Below are 17,175 nucleotides of genomic sequence, written 5' to 3'. Positions count from 1 at the left end.
GAGCTAAGCATTACTAACAGTTTTTATACTTATCGTGTAAACCTGCACCGTTTAATATCATAGGTTTAATTTTATCAAATCTTGATATTTTAGTTTTATCTCGTTTTGCTTCAATTATATAATTACAATATTCTCGTTGGCAAGATGGAGATAACTTATTAAAAGCAGTTTTAAAATTGGTGTCGTTTTTTATTTCTTCAGTTAAAAGTTCGGGAATAACAACATCTTTTTTTGTGGTACGTACAGGTTTTAATTCTTTACCTAATTTTTGGTTTTCAATAGCTTCTTTAATGTAAGCTAAAACTACAAGTTCATTTATATTTTCTATGGTTTCAAAATGCATTTGTCTTAGCGCTTTGGTTTTTTCTTGTGCTTTTTCTAGACAGTTTTGCTCATCTTTTAAAAACACACCATTAAAAAACCATAAGCAAAAATGGTTTTTAAAAGCACCTAATCCCAAAACATTTTTTCCATTAATGCTGTAAACAGGTGCATTCCATTTAATGTTTTCGTCAAGTTTCGTAGATAGTACTAGCTCACGAAGTAACTCTAGGGCTTCTTTAAAATTGATGTTGTTTTCTATGTATTCTTCAACTGAATGTGCTTTTTTCATCTCTATAGAAAATTAATGTCGTTTTTAAAACGATTTTCTGTTGGTCTTAGGAGTATTAAATAAATAAGAATTAATATTCCAAAAAGTATATACTCTGGTTTTAAAAATAAAATAACAAATGCAGAACCTTCTAAAATAGCCCAACGTGCTATGGAAGCAGTTTGAAATATGTTAAAGTTAAAGTCTTCAGTAGCATTTTTATCTGCTTTTTTAAGTAAAAGCTTATATATAAAATTACTTGTAACATATGCTATTAATGGTATTGCAAAATAAAAGTAATCGTTCTTAGAAACCTCCGAGATGTTAAAAATATCACTAATGGAATTTATATTAGATAATATAGTAAAGGCTACAATAACACCAGCACATAACGCTAAGTGGATAATTTGTAATGTTTTAATGTTTGGTTTCATAAGTTTATTTTTTAACACGTAAAATCTTTTCCATTTTACGTCCTCTAGCTAGTTCTTCTATTAATTTATCTAAATAGCGTGTCTGTTTGGTTAAAGGTGTTTCTATATCTTCTATTCTGTAGCCACATATTACGCCTTTAATAAGTTCTGCGTTTGGGTTTAACGTTGCACGTTCAAAAAAGGTTTTAAAAGTTACTTTTTCATCAATTAACACATGTAGTTTTTCTTCATTAAAGCCAGTTAACCACTCAATAACAGCATGTAACTCTTCAATTGTTCTCCCTTTTTTTTTAACTTTGGTAACGTAATGAGGATAAACAGAAAAAAACTTCATTTCTGCTATTCTTTTATCATGTTCGGGTGTTGTGGTCATAATGTATTCTTTGTTCTTAAAAATAAGAAAATTTAATGAAAGTAAAATCAGTACTTAATGGTGCTTTTTCCAATATCGTTTTCCATAGCTGCAAAATATTTCTTCACCAGATTTAATTTTCTTAATTGCTTTTAAGCAAACATTATCATCGGCATCTAAAGTTATTTCTGCATTTTTTTTAAAGTTGCTATTAATAGCATCATTGGCATATTTAGCAAAGCAGTCTGTATGCATGCTGTCCATAATAGTGCCATCTAATAAATTTATAAAATAACGATCGTTATTTTGTTTAGCTCTTTTTTCGGCCTCTTTAGTATCGAGAATTTCTCCTTTAAACAATGTTATTATTTCATTTTTATAAATAGCTATAGCAGTATATAAACCATTACCTGCATTTTGAATTTGCGATGCCTTAGTGTATAGATAATCTCCTTCTTTAGCTTCAATAGTGTTGGCGTCTATGTAGTTGTTTTCAGGATTAGCTATTTTCAAGTTTAGAATATTTTGTTTGTGGTTTACTATTAGTGCTTAAAAGTGTCTAATTTAATCTTTATTACTATTATTCATTTTATGTTTTAATTTTTTTTTATCAAAATCATTGCTCAAGCAGCTCCAATAAATGACACAATATAATTGATAGTAAATAGCCAAAGATGAAACGTTCTATTTTCCATAATAGAAAAAGGATTAAAGTCCAATCGCCCAAAAGATTTAATCAAAAATAGACTACCAAAAACACCAGCTATTGTATTGCCTATTAAAACAAAGGAGTATTTTTTTTAGACACAACCAGTGCTATTAGCACCAATTACGCCTATAAGAATACTAATTAAGGAAATTAAAGTATCTGTCATAACAATGGTTTTAGATTAATGACCGTAATCCATTTTGTCTATTTTACCTCTCATTAATCTTTTTTGGATAATCATCTGGTACTACTATTTTATTATCTATTTTTTTCTACCATGATTTGGCTGCTTAATCAATACAATTTCGACGCCAGCTTTTTTAGTTTCAAAAACACTTTCCATAATTACAAAATAAGCAGATACGAGCCAAGGGGTTGCAAATAATGCCGAAAAGTTTTGTAATACAAATTTACCATTGTCTAAAATTTCGTAAGCCAGAGGATGCTAGGGTTTGACTAATAATACCACCTGTTAATTCAGAAGATTTCGCCTAATTGGTGCCAAATTGAAATTCCATAGGAATTCCTATTACAACACCAATTATAAAGTTTACAGCAAAAAAATATAAAAAACTTTGCAACGTTATTATATTTTTCAATATTATTTCTAAGGTGTTTCCATTTAAAATAAACTATCAATAACAATAAACCTATGGTTAATTGTGGAAGTATTTAATGGAAAGAAGTAGTAAATGCGAATTGCAATCTATCGTTAAATATCATGTCATCAATACCACTATTTTAGACTAAAAAAAGAATAAAGATTGAGCGATTTTAATGTAACATTTATTCCAAATATAACATTAAGATTTTTGTGTGTAACTCTCGTTTAAATAGTTTTATTTAATGTTATGGTGAGGTGTTTTGTATGTTGAGATAATTGAATTAATTTTTTGCGTTAGCAAAAATTATTATTTCATATTTTTTTATAATTATTTTCACAAAATTAAAATTTTTATAGTCAAATTTCATGGATTTCGCTTTTATGAGCTGAGCGAGATGTTTTAGCTAATAGATGTATATCTTTGCGGCAAAAATTATACATTATTTATGAAAAAACCAACTATAGGATTTATCGGACTTGGCCTTATGGGCGGAAACATGGTTGAAAATCTTCAAAAGAGAGGATTCGAATTAACAGTAATGGATCTTAATAAAGATGAAGTTGCAAAGGTTATAGCTCGTGGTAATGCTACTGAAGCATCTTCTCCAAAAGAATTAGCTCAAAAGAGTGATATTGTAATGTTTTGTCTTACAACTTCAGCGGTTGTAGAAATGATTGTTTACGGTGAAGATGGTGTTCTTGCAGGTATTAAGGAAGGTGCTGTTTTAATTGATTTTGGAACATCTATTCCTGCATCTACTATTAAAATTGGTAAGGACCTTGCTGTAAAAGGTGCAGGTATGATTGATGCTCCACTTGGGCGTACACCTGCTCATGCAAAAGACGGATTACTTAACATTATGGCTGCAGGAGATAAAGATATTTTCGCGAAAGTAAAACCAGTTCTTGACGAACAAGGAGAGAACGTATTTTACCTAGGTGCTCTTGGTGCTGGACATACAACTAAACTGATTAATAATTTTATGGGTATGACAACTGTGGTTGCTATGTCTCAAGCTTTTGCTGCTGCTAAACTTGCTGGTGTAGATGGACAACAACTTTTTGATATTATGTCATCAGGACCATCAAATTCACCATTTATGAAATTCTGTAAAAACTATGCAGTAGACAATGTAAGTGATTTAGGTTTCTCTATTGCGAATGCTAATAAAGATTTAGGTTATTTTGTACAGATGATGAACGATCTTGGTACAACTTCTACAATTGCTGAAGCAACTTCTGGAAACCTTCAAGCTGCTTTAGGTGCTGATATGGGTAGTTTAAATGTTCCTGAAATCTTTGATTATTTCACAGAGTTAAAGAAATAGCAGTACGTAAATTTATATTAGAAAGTTAAATTTATAAAAAGTAAAACAGCCAAAACAATATATGTTTTGGCTGTTTTGTATAAATTATATTGAGTATTTTTTGCTTTTTTTTCTTTAGGATTAATTTTTTGAAGAGATTCGTTTAACGTCTCGGCTATGGTTAGTACGGGAATTAAAAGTAATTAATTTTCGAATAAACACTTAGCCAAAACTTTTTATTTTATCTTTTTTATTCTAAAGCCAAATCAAAAGATTTGGCGGACTTTGTTAAAATACTATAAACTTTGGGTTAAGCACCAAAACCCGTATTAACTATAGCAATTGTTGTAGTGGGTTATTATTCTATTTTATTCTTGAGTTTTTTTATAAATCTATGATTATCATCAAAATAATTTTTTGCTATATCCAATGCTTGATTATATTTTTCAGTTGATAGAGATTTGTCTTTTTTATTCCCTTTAATTATGTCTCCTTCTAAATTTAGTAGATATGCATCATATATTGTTACTTCTTTATTGAAACAATTTATTTTCGTTAAGCGGGCTTTTTTTAAGAAATCTAAACCTTGGTCATATTTTTTTTGATTTAATTTTAATTCAATAATATTAGAATAACAAATAAGTTGATTTACATTCTGTTGTTTGCCATAAAAATCATTTAGTTTTTTTATTGCAATTGTATATAAGGAATCAGCTTTTTTATATTTTTTTAGATGTAATTGATTTGTTGCTAAACCATTGTAAGCAATTCCTAATTTAGGAGATTTAGTAATTCCAAATTTTTTATGGCATTCAATTGTTACTTTAAAAATAGAGTCAGATAGTTTAGTATTGATTCCAGTGTTAATGTTTCCTAAATCGTTATGAAAAGTTGTAGTACTCGGGTAATTGGTATCATACTCGGATAAAAAATTAAGAATCTTTAAATTAAGATTATTTCTATCATAATTAATATCTAGTTCGTCATTTATTTGCGCTATTTTTAATTCGAGTGCGTTTTTTTTGACTTCTTTAATGTTTTTAGGATTATTAAGCGCTTTTACATAATATTTTTTTGAGTCTACATAATTTCCTTTTATAAAGTTATAATAAGCTAAAAGTTCATCTATAAATGATTGATTGTATGTTTTATTATCAGTTTTAGAAATTAAATCTTGAGTAATTTTTATTTGCTTCTCAAAGTTCTTGTAATTTGAGTTTTCAAGCTCTAATTTTAGTAATAATAGATTTGAAAAAAATAAACTTGAAGGTTGGTTTTCTTGTTCAGCACATTCGCAAGTTTTTTTTGCAGTCTCTAAAGCTTCTTTAATGTTTTCTTTTTGGAGAATTCTAGTTTTGTATAACAAATATAGACAGTCGTTTTTTGAAGCGATTTTTTCGAATTCTTTTAAATATGTTTTTGCAGTTTGGGTGCTATCAGTAATTAAATAATTTTTAATTAAGCGAACATAGGTGCTTTTAAATGAATTTATATTATTAACGCTGTCTTGATTTAAGATAATTAAAGATGCTTTGTTTAGTTCTATTGCATCACTGTAGTATGAGCGCGTGTAATAATTATTAGATGCGTTTTCTAATATATGATGGTAGTCGATATCAAAGGTGTCTTTTACTTTTGAATAATTTTCAATTAAATATTCAAATTCAGAATCATAATTGTCATAATCTAAAAGCTTATTATATGTTAAAAATAGATTATAATGATTCCAGTATATTTCACTTTCAGTAGATTTTACATATTTAGGTTTATGTTCTTTGTGAGTTAGTATACTATCTGCTTTTATATAATTAGATAGAGCATTCTTAAAGTCCTTTTTATTAAAATACTCATCTCCATTATCTATATAAGCATCTGATAAAAACTCATATGTCCCAGAAAAATCTTGATAATATAAAGTGTCATAATCTCTCCATTTTTTTCCATATAAGATTGCTTCATTGGCTTTGACTATAGCTGAGTCATACTTTTTTAAGTTCATAAAACCTTTATACTCATCTATTTTTTCAAACATTAATAAGTTGTTAGATAGACTAGTATCAGGAGTAAGCATTCTTAATAAGAAATCCCTATAAGTATTAAAATGAACGCTAGAAAAAGAAAAAAATGAGGTAAAAATAGCTATAGTTATAGATCTAAAAAAAATAGATTTAAGTTTTCTATTAAAATTATTTTTTTTATAAATCCATAATCCAATTAATAAAATAGAAAATATGATATTTATTGAGACTATAACCTTTCTAAAAACAGATACTGGCATCCATAATGTAAATGTAAAACTACCTAGAGCAAAACCTAAAATTATTCCTGCTAATATATTTAGTTTGTCTTTATCATTCTGATAATTTAAAAAATAAAAACCACCTATGATGTAGCAAATACTTAGAATAGATGTGCTTATTAATAGAGACGTAGTAAATTGATGTCCGAATATTAAAACTCCAAGAAAAAAAGATAGAATAGCTATAATTAGAATTTTTTCACTTTTTTTCATTTACTTTATTGGTTTTCTGGAATGCATACAATGTCTCGCTGATATAAAATCGTTTCAATGTTTTATATCATACGTTAAACGAAGTTAGCGTATTTATTTTGCAAAGTCAAGTTTGTAAAAACTAAAACAGCCAAAACAAAATATGTTTTGGCTGTTAAATTTATAGTAATAAAATACTGTTTATTTCTGCTCTGCAGTAAGCTCACAAATTTTGCAAATAACTTCGGTAGCTTTAATCATACTTTCTACAGGTACGTACTCGTAACGTCCATGAAAATTATGTCCACCAGCAAAAATATTAGGGCAAGGTAAACCCATATAACTTAATTGAGAACCATCTGTTCCACCACGTATGGCTTTAATTAATGGCGTAATACCTAATTGTTTCATTGCTTCTTCGGCAATATCTACAATATGCATTACAGGTTCCACTTTTTCTTTCATATTAAAATATTGATCTTTAATCTCAATTTTAATAACTTCTCTTCCGTATTGCGCATTTAACTCGTTGGTTAATTTTTGCATAACTTCTTTTCTAGCTTCAAAATGTCCAAGATCATGATCACGTATAATATACTCGAGCTTAGTATCTTCAACTTCTCCTTTAATAGAATATAGGTGAAAGAAACCTTCGTAACCTTCTGTATGTTCTGGTGTTTCCATGCGTGGTAAAGAGTTTATAAACTCTGTAGCAATGTACATAGAGTTTACCATTTTACCTTTTGCATAACCAGGATGCACTATTTTACCTTTTACGGTAACTACAGCTCCTGCAGCATTAAAGTTTTCGTATTCAAGTTCTCCTATTTGGCTACCATCCATTGTGTAAGCCCAATCTGCACCAAATTTCTTGACATCAAATTTATGTGCACCACGACCAATTTCTTCGTCTGGTGTAAAACCAACTTTTATATCACCATGTTTTATTTGCGGATTAGCAATAAGATATTCCATAGCAGAAATAATCTCTGTAATTCCAGCTTTATCATCTGCTCCTAAAAGCGTTGTGCCGTCTGTTGTAATTAGGGTCTGACCTTTGTATAATAATAAATCGTCAAAATAGTCTGGAGACAACACAATGTTTTCAGCCTCGTTAAGTATAATGTCTTTACCATCGTAACTCTCAATAATTTGAGGTTTTACGTTAGCACCAGTAAAATCTGGAGTCGTATCAAAATGCGAAATAAAACCAATAGTTGGCGTGTCGTGGTCAACATTACTAGGTAAAGTTGCCATAATATAAGCGTTCTCGTCTATAGTAACATCGCTCATACCAATAGCCTTTAGCTCGTCTACTAATATGTTTGCTAAATCCCACTGTTTGGCTGTACTTGGCGTTGTGTCGCTTTCTGGATCCGATTCTGTATCAACCGTTACGTAACCTACAAAGCGTTTTATTATGTCTTGTTTTGAAATCATTTTATCAATGTTTTTATTTTATGAATTCGAGTGAATAAACTTAGTAATCCTTTAAGTTTCAAAGTTACGATTATTAAGTTTTTTGGCTTTTGAATTGTTCATCTTTTTTTTAGAAGTATTTTTGTGCAAACATTATTAGATGTACAAATTATTACTACGCCCATTATTCTTTCTTTTCGATCCCGAGAAGGTTCATTATTTCACATTTTCATTAATAAAATTTACTTCAAAAATTCCTGGAGTTGCTGCTTTATACAGAAGTTTGTTTCTTATTGAAGATGCTAAACTAGAGCGTAAACTCTTCGGTTTAACCTTTAAAAATCCAGTAGGATTAGCTGCAGGTTTCGATAAAAATGCAGTGTTGTATAACGAATTGGCAAATTTTGGTTTTGGTTTTATAGAAATAGGAACTGTAACACCAAAAGGACAAGCTGGAAATCCTAAAAAGCGTTTGTTTCGATTAAAAGATGATAAAGGGATTATTAATAGAATGGGCTTTAATAATGAAGGACTCCAAGCTGCTATAACGCAATTAAAGAAAAATAAAGGAAAGCTAATTATTGGTGGAAACATTGGTAAAAACACACAGACAAAACCAGAAGATTATACTAAAGATTACTTAGAGTGTTTTAATGCATTGCATCCGTACGTAGATTACTTTGTACTTAATGTAAGCTGCCCAAATGTTGGCAGTCATGCAAAACTAAATGATAAAGATTATTTGTTAGAGTTAATTGGTGCAGTACAAGCTGCAAATAAAACATTCGATAAACAAAGACCAATACTTTTAAAAATTGCTCCGGATTTAAATAACGGACAGTTAGACGAAATTATAGAATTAGTTGCCGAAACAAATCTTGATGGTGTAATTGCAAGTAATACTTCTAATGACAGATCAGGTTTAAAGGCATCTGAAGAAAGACTTACCGAAATAGGAAACGGAGGATTAAGCGGACAACCAGTTTTAGAAAAGTCTACACAGGTTATTAAATATTTATCTGATAAGAGTAAAAAATCCTTTCCAATTATTGGAGTAGGAGGCATACACTCTGCCGAAGATGCGTTATCAAAAATTGAAGCAGGTGCAGATTTAGTACAAATTTATACAGGTTTTATATACGAAGGACCTTCGCTTATTAAAAAGATTAATAAGGCAATACTAAAAGACTTTTAAGTGAATACCGATACACTTATAGCTTTTATAGTAGCAACTTCTGTTTTAGCTATCTCGCCAGGACCAGATAATATTTATGTTTTAATGCAAAGTATTGTAAACGGAACTAAGTATGGTTTGGCAACTGTTTGCGGACTTATTTTTGGATGTTTGTTTCATACCACCTTAGTGGCCTTTGGAGTGTCTGCAATATTAAAAGAAAACGATACCTTGTTTTTTATTATTAAAGCTTTTGGCGCTGGTTACTTGTTATACTTAGCCTATAAAGTATATAAAAGTGACGCGAAAGTTGATTTAAACAGTAATGCTGTACCCAAAAAAAGCATGTTGCAATTGTTTAAGCAAGGTGTAATTATGAACGTGCTTAATCCAAAAGTTTCAATTTTCTTTTTAGCTTTTTTTCCAGGTTTTTTATATTCTGAAACCATAAGTTCTGTAAAACAGTTTTATGTTTTAGGCTTGTTGTTTATGGCAACGTCATTTATAATTTTTTCAATAATAGCAATCTTAGCAGGTTCAATCTCTTCATATTTAAAATCTCATAAAAACATAGGCGTTGTTTTAAAATGGTTACAAATAGTTGTGTTTGTAGGTATCGCAGTTTTTATTTTATTTTCAGAAAAATAGAGTCTTATAATTTAAGGGTTAATAGTCTCTAATTTAGGCTTTACCATTTGGTTTGGCTTTTTAGGCGCGTTAATTTTACCATAATCTATAAAGAATAAAGATTTGTAAACGACTAATCTTTTTTATCTTTGAATTTAATATGAAAGACCACGTTAAAGTTATAGAATGTCCAAGAGATGCCATGCAAGGCATAAAAACTTTTATTCCCACGGAAAAGAAGGTGCAATACATTCAATCTTTACTTCGCGTAGGTTTCGATACTATCGACTTTGGAAGCTTTGTGTCTCCAAAGGCAATACCGCAAATGGTAGATACAAGAGAAGTATTATCTCAATTAGATTTAAGTAAAACAACGAGTAAACTACTAGCTATTATTGCTAATACTCGTGGAGCAGAAGATGCTTGTAAACACCCAGAAATAGATTATTTGGGTTATCCGTTTTCTATATCAGAGAATTTTCAAATGCGTAATACGCACAAAACGATAGCACAATCTGTAGTAACGTTACAAGAGATTTTAAACCGAGCAGACCAAGTAAATAAAGAGGTCGTGGTTTATATTTCTATGGGCTTTGGTAATCCTTATGGAGATCCATGGAGTGTAGAAATAGTAGGAGAGTGGACAGAACGCTTAAGTAAAATGGGTGTTAAAATTTTGAGTTTAAGCGATACTGTTGGTACTTCGGACCCAGAAAATATAGATTATCTCTTCTCTAATTTAATTCCTGCTTACAAGGATATAGAATTTGGTGCACATTTACATACTACGCCAACGACATGGTTTGAGAAGGTAGATGCTGCTTATAATGCAGGATGCCGAAGATTCGACGGAGCCATCCAAGGTTTTGGTGGTTGCCCAATGGCAAAAGATGATTTAACGGGCAATATGCCTACAGAAAAAGTACTGTCTTACCTAACGACAAAGAAGGCTTCAAACTTAAATGCAATGTCATTTGAGAGCTCTTATAATGAAGCGACAAAGATTTTTACTAAATATCATTAAAAAAGAATAAGCGTAACTACTTGTGCAATAGTTCTTTAAAATTTATTTCAATTTTTATTTAAATTTAGTCTAAATAAACTTGTTTAAATTACTTTTCATTTTTATTTTTGCAGTCGAATTACAAGTCTATTTGTAATTAGTCTAAATAATAATAAAGAAATTAAAATGAAGAAATTCGTATTAGGATTAGCCACTTTAGCAACATTAGGATTCACATCTTGTAACAGTGACGACGATGGAGGAGCACCTGCAGTAACAAACAGTGTAACAGCTCCAGATACTTATGTATTTGAAAGAGGTGCAGCAAGTACTGTTAGTTTTGGAGGGCAAACAACACGTATCCAAATGGCTCAAGAAATTGTTTCAGGATTAGTTAATACTGCCAATACAGAATTAACTTTAGATAATATGTTTGCTCACGTTGAAAACGCTAACGATTTTAGTGATGCAGATCTTAATGCATCAAATAAAAGTGTAAGAAGTAAAGTAGCAGCATCAACAGATTATTTTGCAGCTAATACTACAGATGCTAACGTTATTAAATCAACATTCGATTTATACATACAAGACCAAGTAAATAATGTATTCCCAAATTGGGCAACTACAGCAACTTCTGGTGTTGCAGGACAAATACAACAAGCAGGTGGAGGTTCTACACGTTATGTAAATGCAAAAGGTTTAGAGTATAACCAAGCATTCGCTAAAAGTTTAATAGGAGCCTTAATGGTTGATCAAATTTTAAACAACTACTTAAGTACTGCTGTTTTAGATGCAGGAGATAACGTTGCAAATAATAATGCAGACGTTTTAGATGGTACTAATAATTACACAACTATGGAGCACAAATGGGATGAGGCTTTTGGTTACTTATATGGTAACGAAGATAATCCTGCTGTTCCTGTATTAGAAGCAGATAAGTTTTTAAGTGAATACTTAGCAAAAGTAGATGGAGATGATGATTTTTCAGGTATTGCTTTAGATGTTTTCAATGCTTTTAAATTAGGTCGTGCTGCAATTGTAGCTAAAGATTATGATGTACGTGATGTTCAAGCTGAAATTATTAGAGCTAAAATTTCTCAAGTTATTGCAGTAAGAGGTATCTACTACTTACAACAAGGTAAAGCGAAGTTAGGTACAGATATGGCATCAGCATTTCATGCATTGTCTGAAGCTTATGGTTTTGTTTATAGCTTACAGTTTACAAGAAAGCCAGGTACTACAGAGCCTTACTTAACAAAAGACGAAGTACTATTATTAACAGACCAGTTAATGACAGGAAATGGTTTCTGGGATATTACACCAGCAACATTAGATACAATCTCAGATACAATTTCTGCAGAGTTTAGTTTTACTACAGCACAAGCTGGTAGTTAATAACTTATAAGTTTTAAAATAGTAGACGTTTGTTATAAATGTCTACTATTCTTATTTTTGCACACTGAAAAAGAAAAAAATATTTATGAAAAAGTTAGCTTACATTTTTACTTTAATGCTAATAGTTGCGGCTTGTTCAGGGTCTGATGATTCTGACAATGGTAGTGGCAGTACTCCTGATAATTACAATAGAGCTGCTATGCAAACTAACTTGGTAGATAATATAATTATTCCAAGATTTCAAGATTTAAAAACTGGATTAGAAACTTTAGCTACTGTAGGTAATACTTTTACAGCAACACCAAACCAAGCTAATTTAGATAATTTAAGAGCTGCTTTTATTAATACATATAAAGATTGGCAATTAGTAGAGCCTTTTAATATCGGTCAAGCCGAAGTGCTACAATACAGTTTTCAAATGAATGTGTATCCTACAACTACTGCAGACATTGAAGCAAATATTGCTAATGGTACTTACGATTTAACAGCAGTAGGTAATAATGACGCTGTAGGTTTTCCTGCTGTAGATTATATGTTACACGGTATCGCTGCTACAGATACTGAAATCTTAAATAAGTATGCAACTTCAAATTACGCAGCTTACTTAACAGATTTAATTGCACAAATGAATAGTTTAACACAAACTGTGTTAACAGATTGGACAACGAATTACAGAGCTGTTTTTATTAACAGTACAAGTAATACTGTATCTAGTGCAGTAAATAAGTTTATAAACGATTACATTTTTTATTACGAAAAAGGTCTGCGTGCTAATAAATTTGGTATTCCTGCAGGTGTGTTTTCTACAAATCCTTTAGCAGATAAAGCTGAAGCTGTTTATAACGGAACAATCTCCAGAGATTTATCTATTATAGCATTGGATAATGTACAAAATATCTTTAATGGAAAAGCTACAAGCACCTCTCCAACAGGAGAAGGTTTTTATAACTATTTAATTGAATTAGATAGAGCAGATTTAGCAACATTAATCAATACAAGAATTAATGACGCTAGACAAAAAATACAAGTTTTAAATGCGGATTTAAAAACGCAGGTTGAAACAGATAATACAAAAATGACTGAAGCTTACGATGCATTACAACTAGTAGTAGTATCTTTTAAGGTAGATATGCTACAAGCATTTAATGTAAGCGTAGATTACGTAGATGCTGATGGAGATTAATTTTAAGAAACACTAATTTTATTAAAGGTTGATTTTATAAATCAACCTTTTTTTTGCATTATGGATTTTAGCCTAAAAACATATTTAAATAAAACTACAGATGCAGCGCCTTTGGCTGTGTTCAGGATTGGTTTTGGATTAATGATGTGTTATGGCATGATTCGTTATTGGTTAAAAGGATGGATTGAAACTATTTACATTCAGCCACAATTTCATTTTAAATATTACGGATTCGAATGGGTTAAAACCTTAGGCGATTATACTTATTTGCTATTTTTAATCTGTGGCTTGTCTGCTTTCTTTGTAGCCATAGGTTATAAGTATCGATTAGCAATTATTACCTTTTTTATCAGCTTTACATATATAGAGCTCATGGATAAAACCACGTATTTAAATCATTATTACTTTATAAGCATACTTAGCTTTTTAATGATTTTTTTACCAGCGAATGCCATTTTCTCACTAGACAATTATACTGCAAAGATTAGTTATAAAACTATACCGAAATGGACTATCGATGGTATAAAACTACTTTTAGGCATCGTTTATTTTTACGCAGGACTAGCTAAGATAAATAGTGATTGGCTACTAAAAGCACAGCCTTTAAAAATATGGTTGCCTTCTAAATACGATTTACCTCTTATTGGCGATACGTTAATGCAACAAGAATGGTTTTATTATGCTATGAGTTGGACAGGTATGTTGTACGATTTATTGATTCCGTTTTTCTTATTATACAAGCGTACTAGAGTTGCAGCCTTTGCAATGGTTGTCTTTTTTCATGTGTTTACACGAATATTGTTTCCAATCGGGATGTTTCCGTTTGTAATGATTGTAAGTGCATTAATCTTTTTCGATGCTTCATTTCATCATAAAATAATAAGCAAAATCAAGTCGTTACTAGCATTTACTTCCGCGAAAGCGAAAAAAATAGACTATAAAACCGTTTATAAAGTAAGGTATAGCAAGTTATTGCTACCAATGCTTGGATTGTTTTTTGTGGTGCAATTGGTGTTTCCGTTTAGATACCTATTATATCCTGGCGAACTGTTTTGGACAGAAGAAGGTTATCGTTTGTCTTGGCGTGTAATGCTAATGGAGAAAATGGGTAACACTACTTTTAAAATTAAAGATGGAGAAGGAAACTCGTTTCTAGTTAATAACTCAGATTTTTTAACACCTTTACAGGAAAAACAAATGAGTTTTCAACCGGATTTTATTTTAGAATATGCACATTATTTAGGCAATCATTTTACCAAACAAGGTCACAAAGGCGTAGAAGTATATGCTAAAAGTTATGTGGCTTTAAACGGCAGATTAAGTCAATTATTTATTGATGAAAGCGTAGATTTGTACCAAGAAAAAGAATCGTTTAAACATAAACACTGGATTTTACCATTTACAGATGAAATTAAAGGACTATAGCTTACTAATTATAACATTACTTATCACTTTTGTAACACTTGCTCAAGAGCAAATTACAGGTGTGATAGTAAATGAGCAAGGAGAAAAACTTAAAGACGTTGAGGTTTACAGTAAAAACTTAGGCCTTTTAGCAAAGTCTGATGCTAATGGATTTTTTAAAGTTGAAACAGAAGAAGAAAGTATTGTTTTAACTTTTTTTACATACGAATACAATGTGCTTGAGCAAACCATTAATGTTAGCAAGAATAAGAATGTAAAAATAACGTTATTACCTTTTGCAGAAACAACACTATCTGAAGTAGAATTAACTTCTAGAAAAGCACAAGCATTTAGTTTAAAACGCTTAAAAGATGTAGAAGAGACTGCTATTTATGCTGGTAAAAAAACAGAGGTGGTTTTAATAGACCAGTCTATGGCGAGTTTGGGTACAAACAATGCAAGACAATTATACAGTCAAGTAGCAGGTTTAAATATTTACCAAAACGACGATGCTGGTTTGCAGTTAAATATTGGTGGTCGTGGTTTAGATCCTAATAGAACAGCTAATTTTAATACACGCCAAAATGGTTACGATATTAGTGCCGATGTTTTAGGATACCCAGAGAGTTATTATTCTCCACCGGCAGAAGCTTTACAAGAAATTCAAATTGTTAGAGGTGCTGCTTCTTTACAATACGGAACACAGTTTGGAGGTTTGGTTAACTTTAAAACAAAAACACCAAATACTAAAAAGCCATTAGAGGTAATTACTAGAAATACTATTGGTAGTAATGGCTTGTATACTAACTTTACTAGTGCGAGTGGTACTAAAGGCAAGTTTAGTTACTACACTTATTTTAATTATAAAAAAGGAGATGGATTTAGAGATAATTCTAACTTCGAATCTAAAAATGTATTTGCACATTTAGGCTATCAGTTTAATGATAAAACTAAGATAGAAGGTGAGGTTTCTTATTTAAGATATTTAGCAAAACAAGGCGGAGGATTAAATGATTCTCAATTTGAAGAAGATCCCTACCAAAGTAATAGAGCACGTAACTGGTTTCAAGTAGATTGGTTGTTGTATAATTTAAAATTATCTCACCAGTTCTCTGAGGATACTAATTTTACTTTTAATGCCTTCGGATTAAATGCCTCTAGAAACGCTTTAGGTTTTAGAAGTAACCGTGTAGACCAACCAGATGCTAATGGAGTTAGAGATTTAATAAAAGGAGAGTTTAATAATTATGGATTCGAAACACGATTACTAACCAATTACAGTCTTTTTAATAAAAAGTCAATTGGATTGATTGGTGCTAAGTTTTACAAGGCTGAAAACACATCGGAACAAGGTCCGGGAAGTGATGGGTCTGATGCTAATTTCGATTTTCAATACGATACGTTTCCGAACTATAGTAATCAGTCAGACTTTACGTATCCTAATTTAAATGTTGCTGTTTTTGGTGAGAATATTATCTACTTAAACGATAAATTATCGGTTACACCAGGTTTTAGATTTGAATATATAAACACGCAAAGTGATGGTTTTTTTAGACAAATAAATACAGATGCAGCTGGTAATGTTATTTTAAATGAAAAAAATGAGGATGCATTAACTAGAGAACGCTCTTTTGTTTTATTAGGATTAGGACTAAGTTACAAACCAGGGACTAATTTTGAGTTATACGGAAACGTGTCGCAAAACTACCGTTCTGTTACGTTTTCCGATATTAGTATTGTTAATCCTGCGTTTACCATTAATCCAGATATTGATGATGAAAATGGTTTAACGGTAGATGCCGGAATTAGAGGAAAGTTAAACAATAAAATATCTTATGATGTTAGTGCTTTTAGCCTTTTTTATAATGATAGAATTGGATTTGTACAACGTGTAGGTTCAGATACGAGTGTAAAAAGCGAACGTGGTAATGTTGGTGATGCTGTTTTATATGGTGTAGAAAGTTTAGTAGAATTTAATTTAGAAAGTTTATTACTTAATAATAAAGACTATATCTTTAATTACTTTATTAACGCCTCTTTTGTAGACTCAGAATACACTAAGTCTGATGAGAATGGAGTAGAAGGTAATAAAGTAGAGTTTATACCTAATTACAATATTAAAACAGGAATAAGACTTGGTTATAAAGACTTCTTATCTAATATTCAATATACATACTTGTCGTCTCAATTTACAGATGCAACAAATGCTGTCGAAGGTAATTTAAGTGGTGTTATTGGAGAGATTCCTGCTTACAATATTCTTGATGTATCACTATCTTATAAATACAAGAAGTTTAAGCTAGAAGCAGGTGTAAACAACTTTTTAGATACTGCATATTTTACTAGACGTGCAACAGGATATCCTGGACCAGGAATTATACCTTCGGCTAATAGAAACTTTTATACAACGTTAGAGATTAAGTTTTAAAAGCGTGCTTATTTTAAAACAGTCTAAATACAAACTATTGACTTTCAGTGTGT

14 protein-coding genes and 1 pseudogene are annotated in these 17,175 nt (G+C 30.6%); 8 read left to right on the top strand and 7 right to left on the bottom strand.

Annotated features, from left to right (window positions below; genetic code table 11):
• Window positions 1-13 precede the first annotated feature (13 nt).
• The 5 genes and pseudogenes from ASC41_RS04010 to ASC41_RS16770 all read right to left on the bottom strand — a co-directional run.
• On the bottom strand, window positions 14-613 hold the full coding sequence (locus tag ASC41_RS04010) for a YdeI/OmpD-associated family protein (RefSeq protein WP_055435349.1): 600 nt from the start codon (window positions 611-613) through the stop codon (window positions 14-16).
• A 2-nt stretch (window positions 614-615) separates the two neighbouring features.
• Window positions 616-1,026 carry a hypothetical protein gene (locus ASC41_RS04005; protein ID WP_055435348.1) on the bottom strand — a complete coding sequence of 137 codons (411 nt, stop codon included), beginning with the start codon at window positions 1,024-1,026 and terminating at the stop codon, window positions 616-618.
• Between the two features lie 4 nt (window positions 1,027-1,030).
• Complete coding sequence (locus ASC41_RS04000) at window positions 1,031-1,399, bottom strand: DUF2200 domain-containing protein (protein WP_055435347.1); 369 nt, start codon at window positions 1,397-1,399, stop codon at window positions 1,031-1,033.
• A 54-nt stretch (window positions 1,400-1,453) separates the two neighbouring features.
• Window positions 1,454-1,891, bottom strand: a complete 438-nt coding sequence (locus ASC41_RS03995; protein WP_241489626.1) for an SET domain-containing protein-lysine N-methyltransferase — start codon at window positions 1,889-1,891, stop codon at window positions 1,454-1,456.
• 435 nt (window positions 1,892-2,326) lie between these two features.
• A pseudogene (locus ASC41_RS16770) lies at window positions 2,327-2,759 on the bottom strand (cytochrome ubiquinol oxidase subunit I); the annotation flags it as partial.
• A gap of 378 nt (window positions 2,760-3,137) precedes the next feature.
• On the opposite strand from ASC41_RS16770, the gene ASC41_RS03990 reads away from it, so the two are divergent.
• Window positions 3,138-4,019 (top strand): NAD(P)-dependent oxidoreductase, encoded by an 882-nt coding sequence (locus tag ASC41_RS03990; protein ID WP_055435346.1) that lies wholly within the window; start codon window positions 3,138-3,140, stop codon window positions 4,017-4,019.
• Between the two features lie 337 nt (window positions 4,020-4,356).
• On the opposite strand, the gene ASC41_RS03985 is transcribed toward ASC41_RS03990, so the two are convergent.
• Window positions 4,357-6,510 (bottom strand): YoaK family protein, encoded by a 2,154-nt coding sequence (locus tag ASC41_RS03985; RefSeq protein WP_055435345.1) that lies wholly within the window; start codon window positions 6,508-6,510, stop codon window positions 4,357-4,359.
• A 180-nt stretch (window positions 6,511-6,690) separates the two neighbouring features.
• Window positions 6,691-7,929 carry a peptidase T gene (gene pepT / locus ASC41_RS03980; protein WP_055435344.1) on the bottom strand — a complete coding sequence of 413 codons (1,239 nt, stop codon included), beginning with the start codon at window positions 7,927-7,929 and terminating at the stop codon, window positions 6,691-6,693.
• A 139-nt stretch (window positions 7,930-8,068) separates the two neighbouring features.
• Between pepT and ASC41_RS03975 the strand changes: the two genes are divergently transcribed.
• The 7 genes from ASC41_RS03975 (at window position 8,069) to ASC41_RS03945 (ending at window position 17,122) form a co-directional block, all read left to right on the top strand.
• Window positions 8,069-9,103 carry a quinone-dependent dihydroorotate dehydrogenase gene (locus ASC41_RS03975; protein ID WP_055435343.1) on the top strand — a complete coding sequence of 345 codons (1,035 nt, stop codon included), beginning with the start codon at window positions 8,069-8,071 and terminating at the stop codon, window positions 9,101-9,103.
• Entirely contained in the window at window positions 9,104-9,730 is a 627-nt protein-coding gene (locus ASC41_RS03970; protein WP_055435342.1) for a LysE family translocator, read from the top strand.
• Window positions 9,731-9,869: 139 nt separating this feature from the next.
• Window positions 9,870-10,733 (top strand): hydroxymethylglutaryl-CoA lyase, encoded by an 864-nt coding sequence (locus ASC41_RS03965; RefSeq protein WP_055435341.1) that lies wholly within the window; start codon window positions 9,870-9,872, stop codon window positions 10,731-10,733.
• Between the two features lie 165 nt (window positions 10,734-10,898).
• A complete protein-coding gene (locus ASC41_RS03960) occupies window positions 10,899-12,107 on the top strand; it encodes a DUF4856 domain-containing protein (protein WP_055435340.1) in 1,209 nt (402 codons plus the stop codon).
• Between the two features lie 85 nt (window positions 12,108-12,192).
• Window positions 12,193-13,290 carry an imelysin family protein gene (locus tag ASC41_RS03955; protein WP_055435339.1) on the top strand — a complete coding sequence of 366 codons (1,098 nt, stop codon included), beginning with the start codon at window positions 12,193-12,195 and terminating at the stop codon, window positions 13,288-13,290.
• A gap of 60 nt (window positions 13,291-13,350) precedes the next feature.
• A complete protein-coding gene (locus tag ASC41_RS03950) occupies window positions 13,351-14,715 on the top strand; it encodes an HTTM domain-containing protein (protein ID WP_055435338.1) in 1,365 nt (454 codons plus the stop codon).
• The gene (locus ASC41_RS03945) at window positions 14,696-17,122 is read left to right on the top strand and encodes a TonB-dependent receptor family protein (RefSeq protein WP_083477133.1); all 2,427 of its coding nucleotides are present in this window, start codon (window positions 14,696-14,698) and stop codon (window positions 17,120-17,122) included. Before ASC41_RS03950 ends, ASC41_RS03945 begins: the two co-directional genes overlap by 20 nt.
• Window positions 17,123-17,175: the final 53 nt, after the last annotated feature.

The sequence above is a fragment of the Lacinutrix algicola genome, assembly GCF_001418085.1.
Taxonomy (GTDB): domain Bacteria; phylum Bacteroidota; class Bacteroidia; order Flavobacteriales; family Flavobacteriaceae; genus Lacinutrix; species Lacinutrix algicola.
This window is presented reverse-complemented; position numbering and strand designations above follow the sequence as displayed.

Coding starts and splice junctions, on each gene's coding strand:
- ASC41_RS03955 (WP_055435339.1), top strand. CDS start 12,193: ATGAAAAAGTTAGCTTACATTTTTACTTTAATGCTAATAGTTGCGGCT.
- pepT (WP_055435344.1), bottom strand. CDS start 7,929: ATGATTTCAAAACAAGACATAATAAAACGCTTTGTAGGTTACGTAACG.
- ASC41_RS03965 (WP_055435341.1), top strand. CDS start 9,870: ATGAAAGACCACGTTAAAGTTATAGAATGTCCAAGAGATGCCATGCAA.
- ASC41_RS03975 (WP_055435343.1), top strand. CDS start 8,069: ATGTACAAATTATTACTACGCCCATTATTCTTTCTTTTCGATCCCGAG.
- ASC41_RS03945 (WP_083477133.1), top strand. CDS start 14,696: ATGAAATTAAAGGACTATAGCTTACTAATTATAACATTACTTATCACT.
- ASC41_RS04005 (WP_055435348.1), bottom strand. CDS start 1,026: ATGAAACCAAACATTAAAACATTACAAATTATCCACTTAGCGTTATGT.
- ASC41_RS03990 (WP_055435346.1), top strand. CDS start 3,138: ATGAAAAAACCAACTATAGGATTTATCGGACTTGGCCTTATGGGCGGA.
- ASC41_RS03950 (WP_055435338.1), top strand. CDS start 13,351: ATGGATTTTAGCCTAAAAACATATTTAAATAAAACTACAGATGCAGCG.
- ASC41_RS04010 (WP_055435349.1), bottom strand. CDS start 613: ATGAAAAAAGCACATTCAGTTGAAGAATACATAGAAAACAACATCAAT.
- ASC41_RS03960 (WP_055435340.1), top strand. CDS start 10,899: ATGAAGAAATTCGTATTAGGATTAGCCACTTTAGCAACATTAGGATTC.
- ASC41_RS04000 (WP_055435347.1), bottom strand. CDS start 1,399: ATGACCACAACACCCGAACATGATAAAAGAATAGCAGAAATGAAGTTT.
- ASC41_RS03985 (WP_055435345.1), bottom strand. CDS start 6,510: ATGAAAAAAAGTGAAAAAATTCTAATTATAGCTATTCTATCTTTTTTT.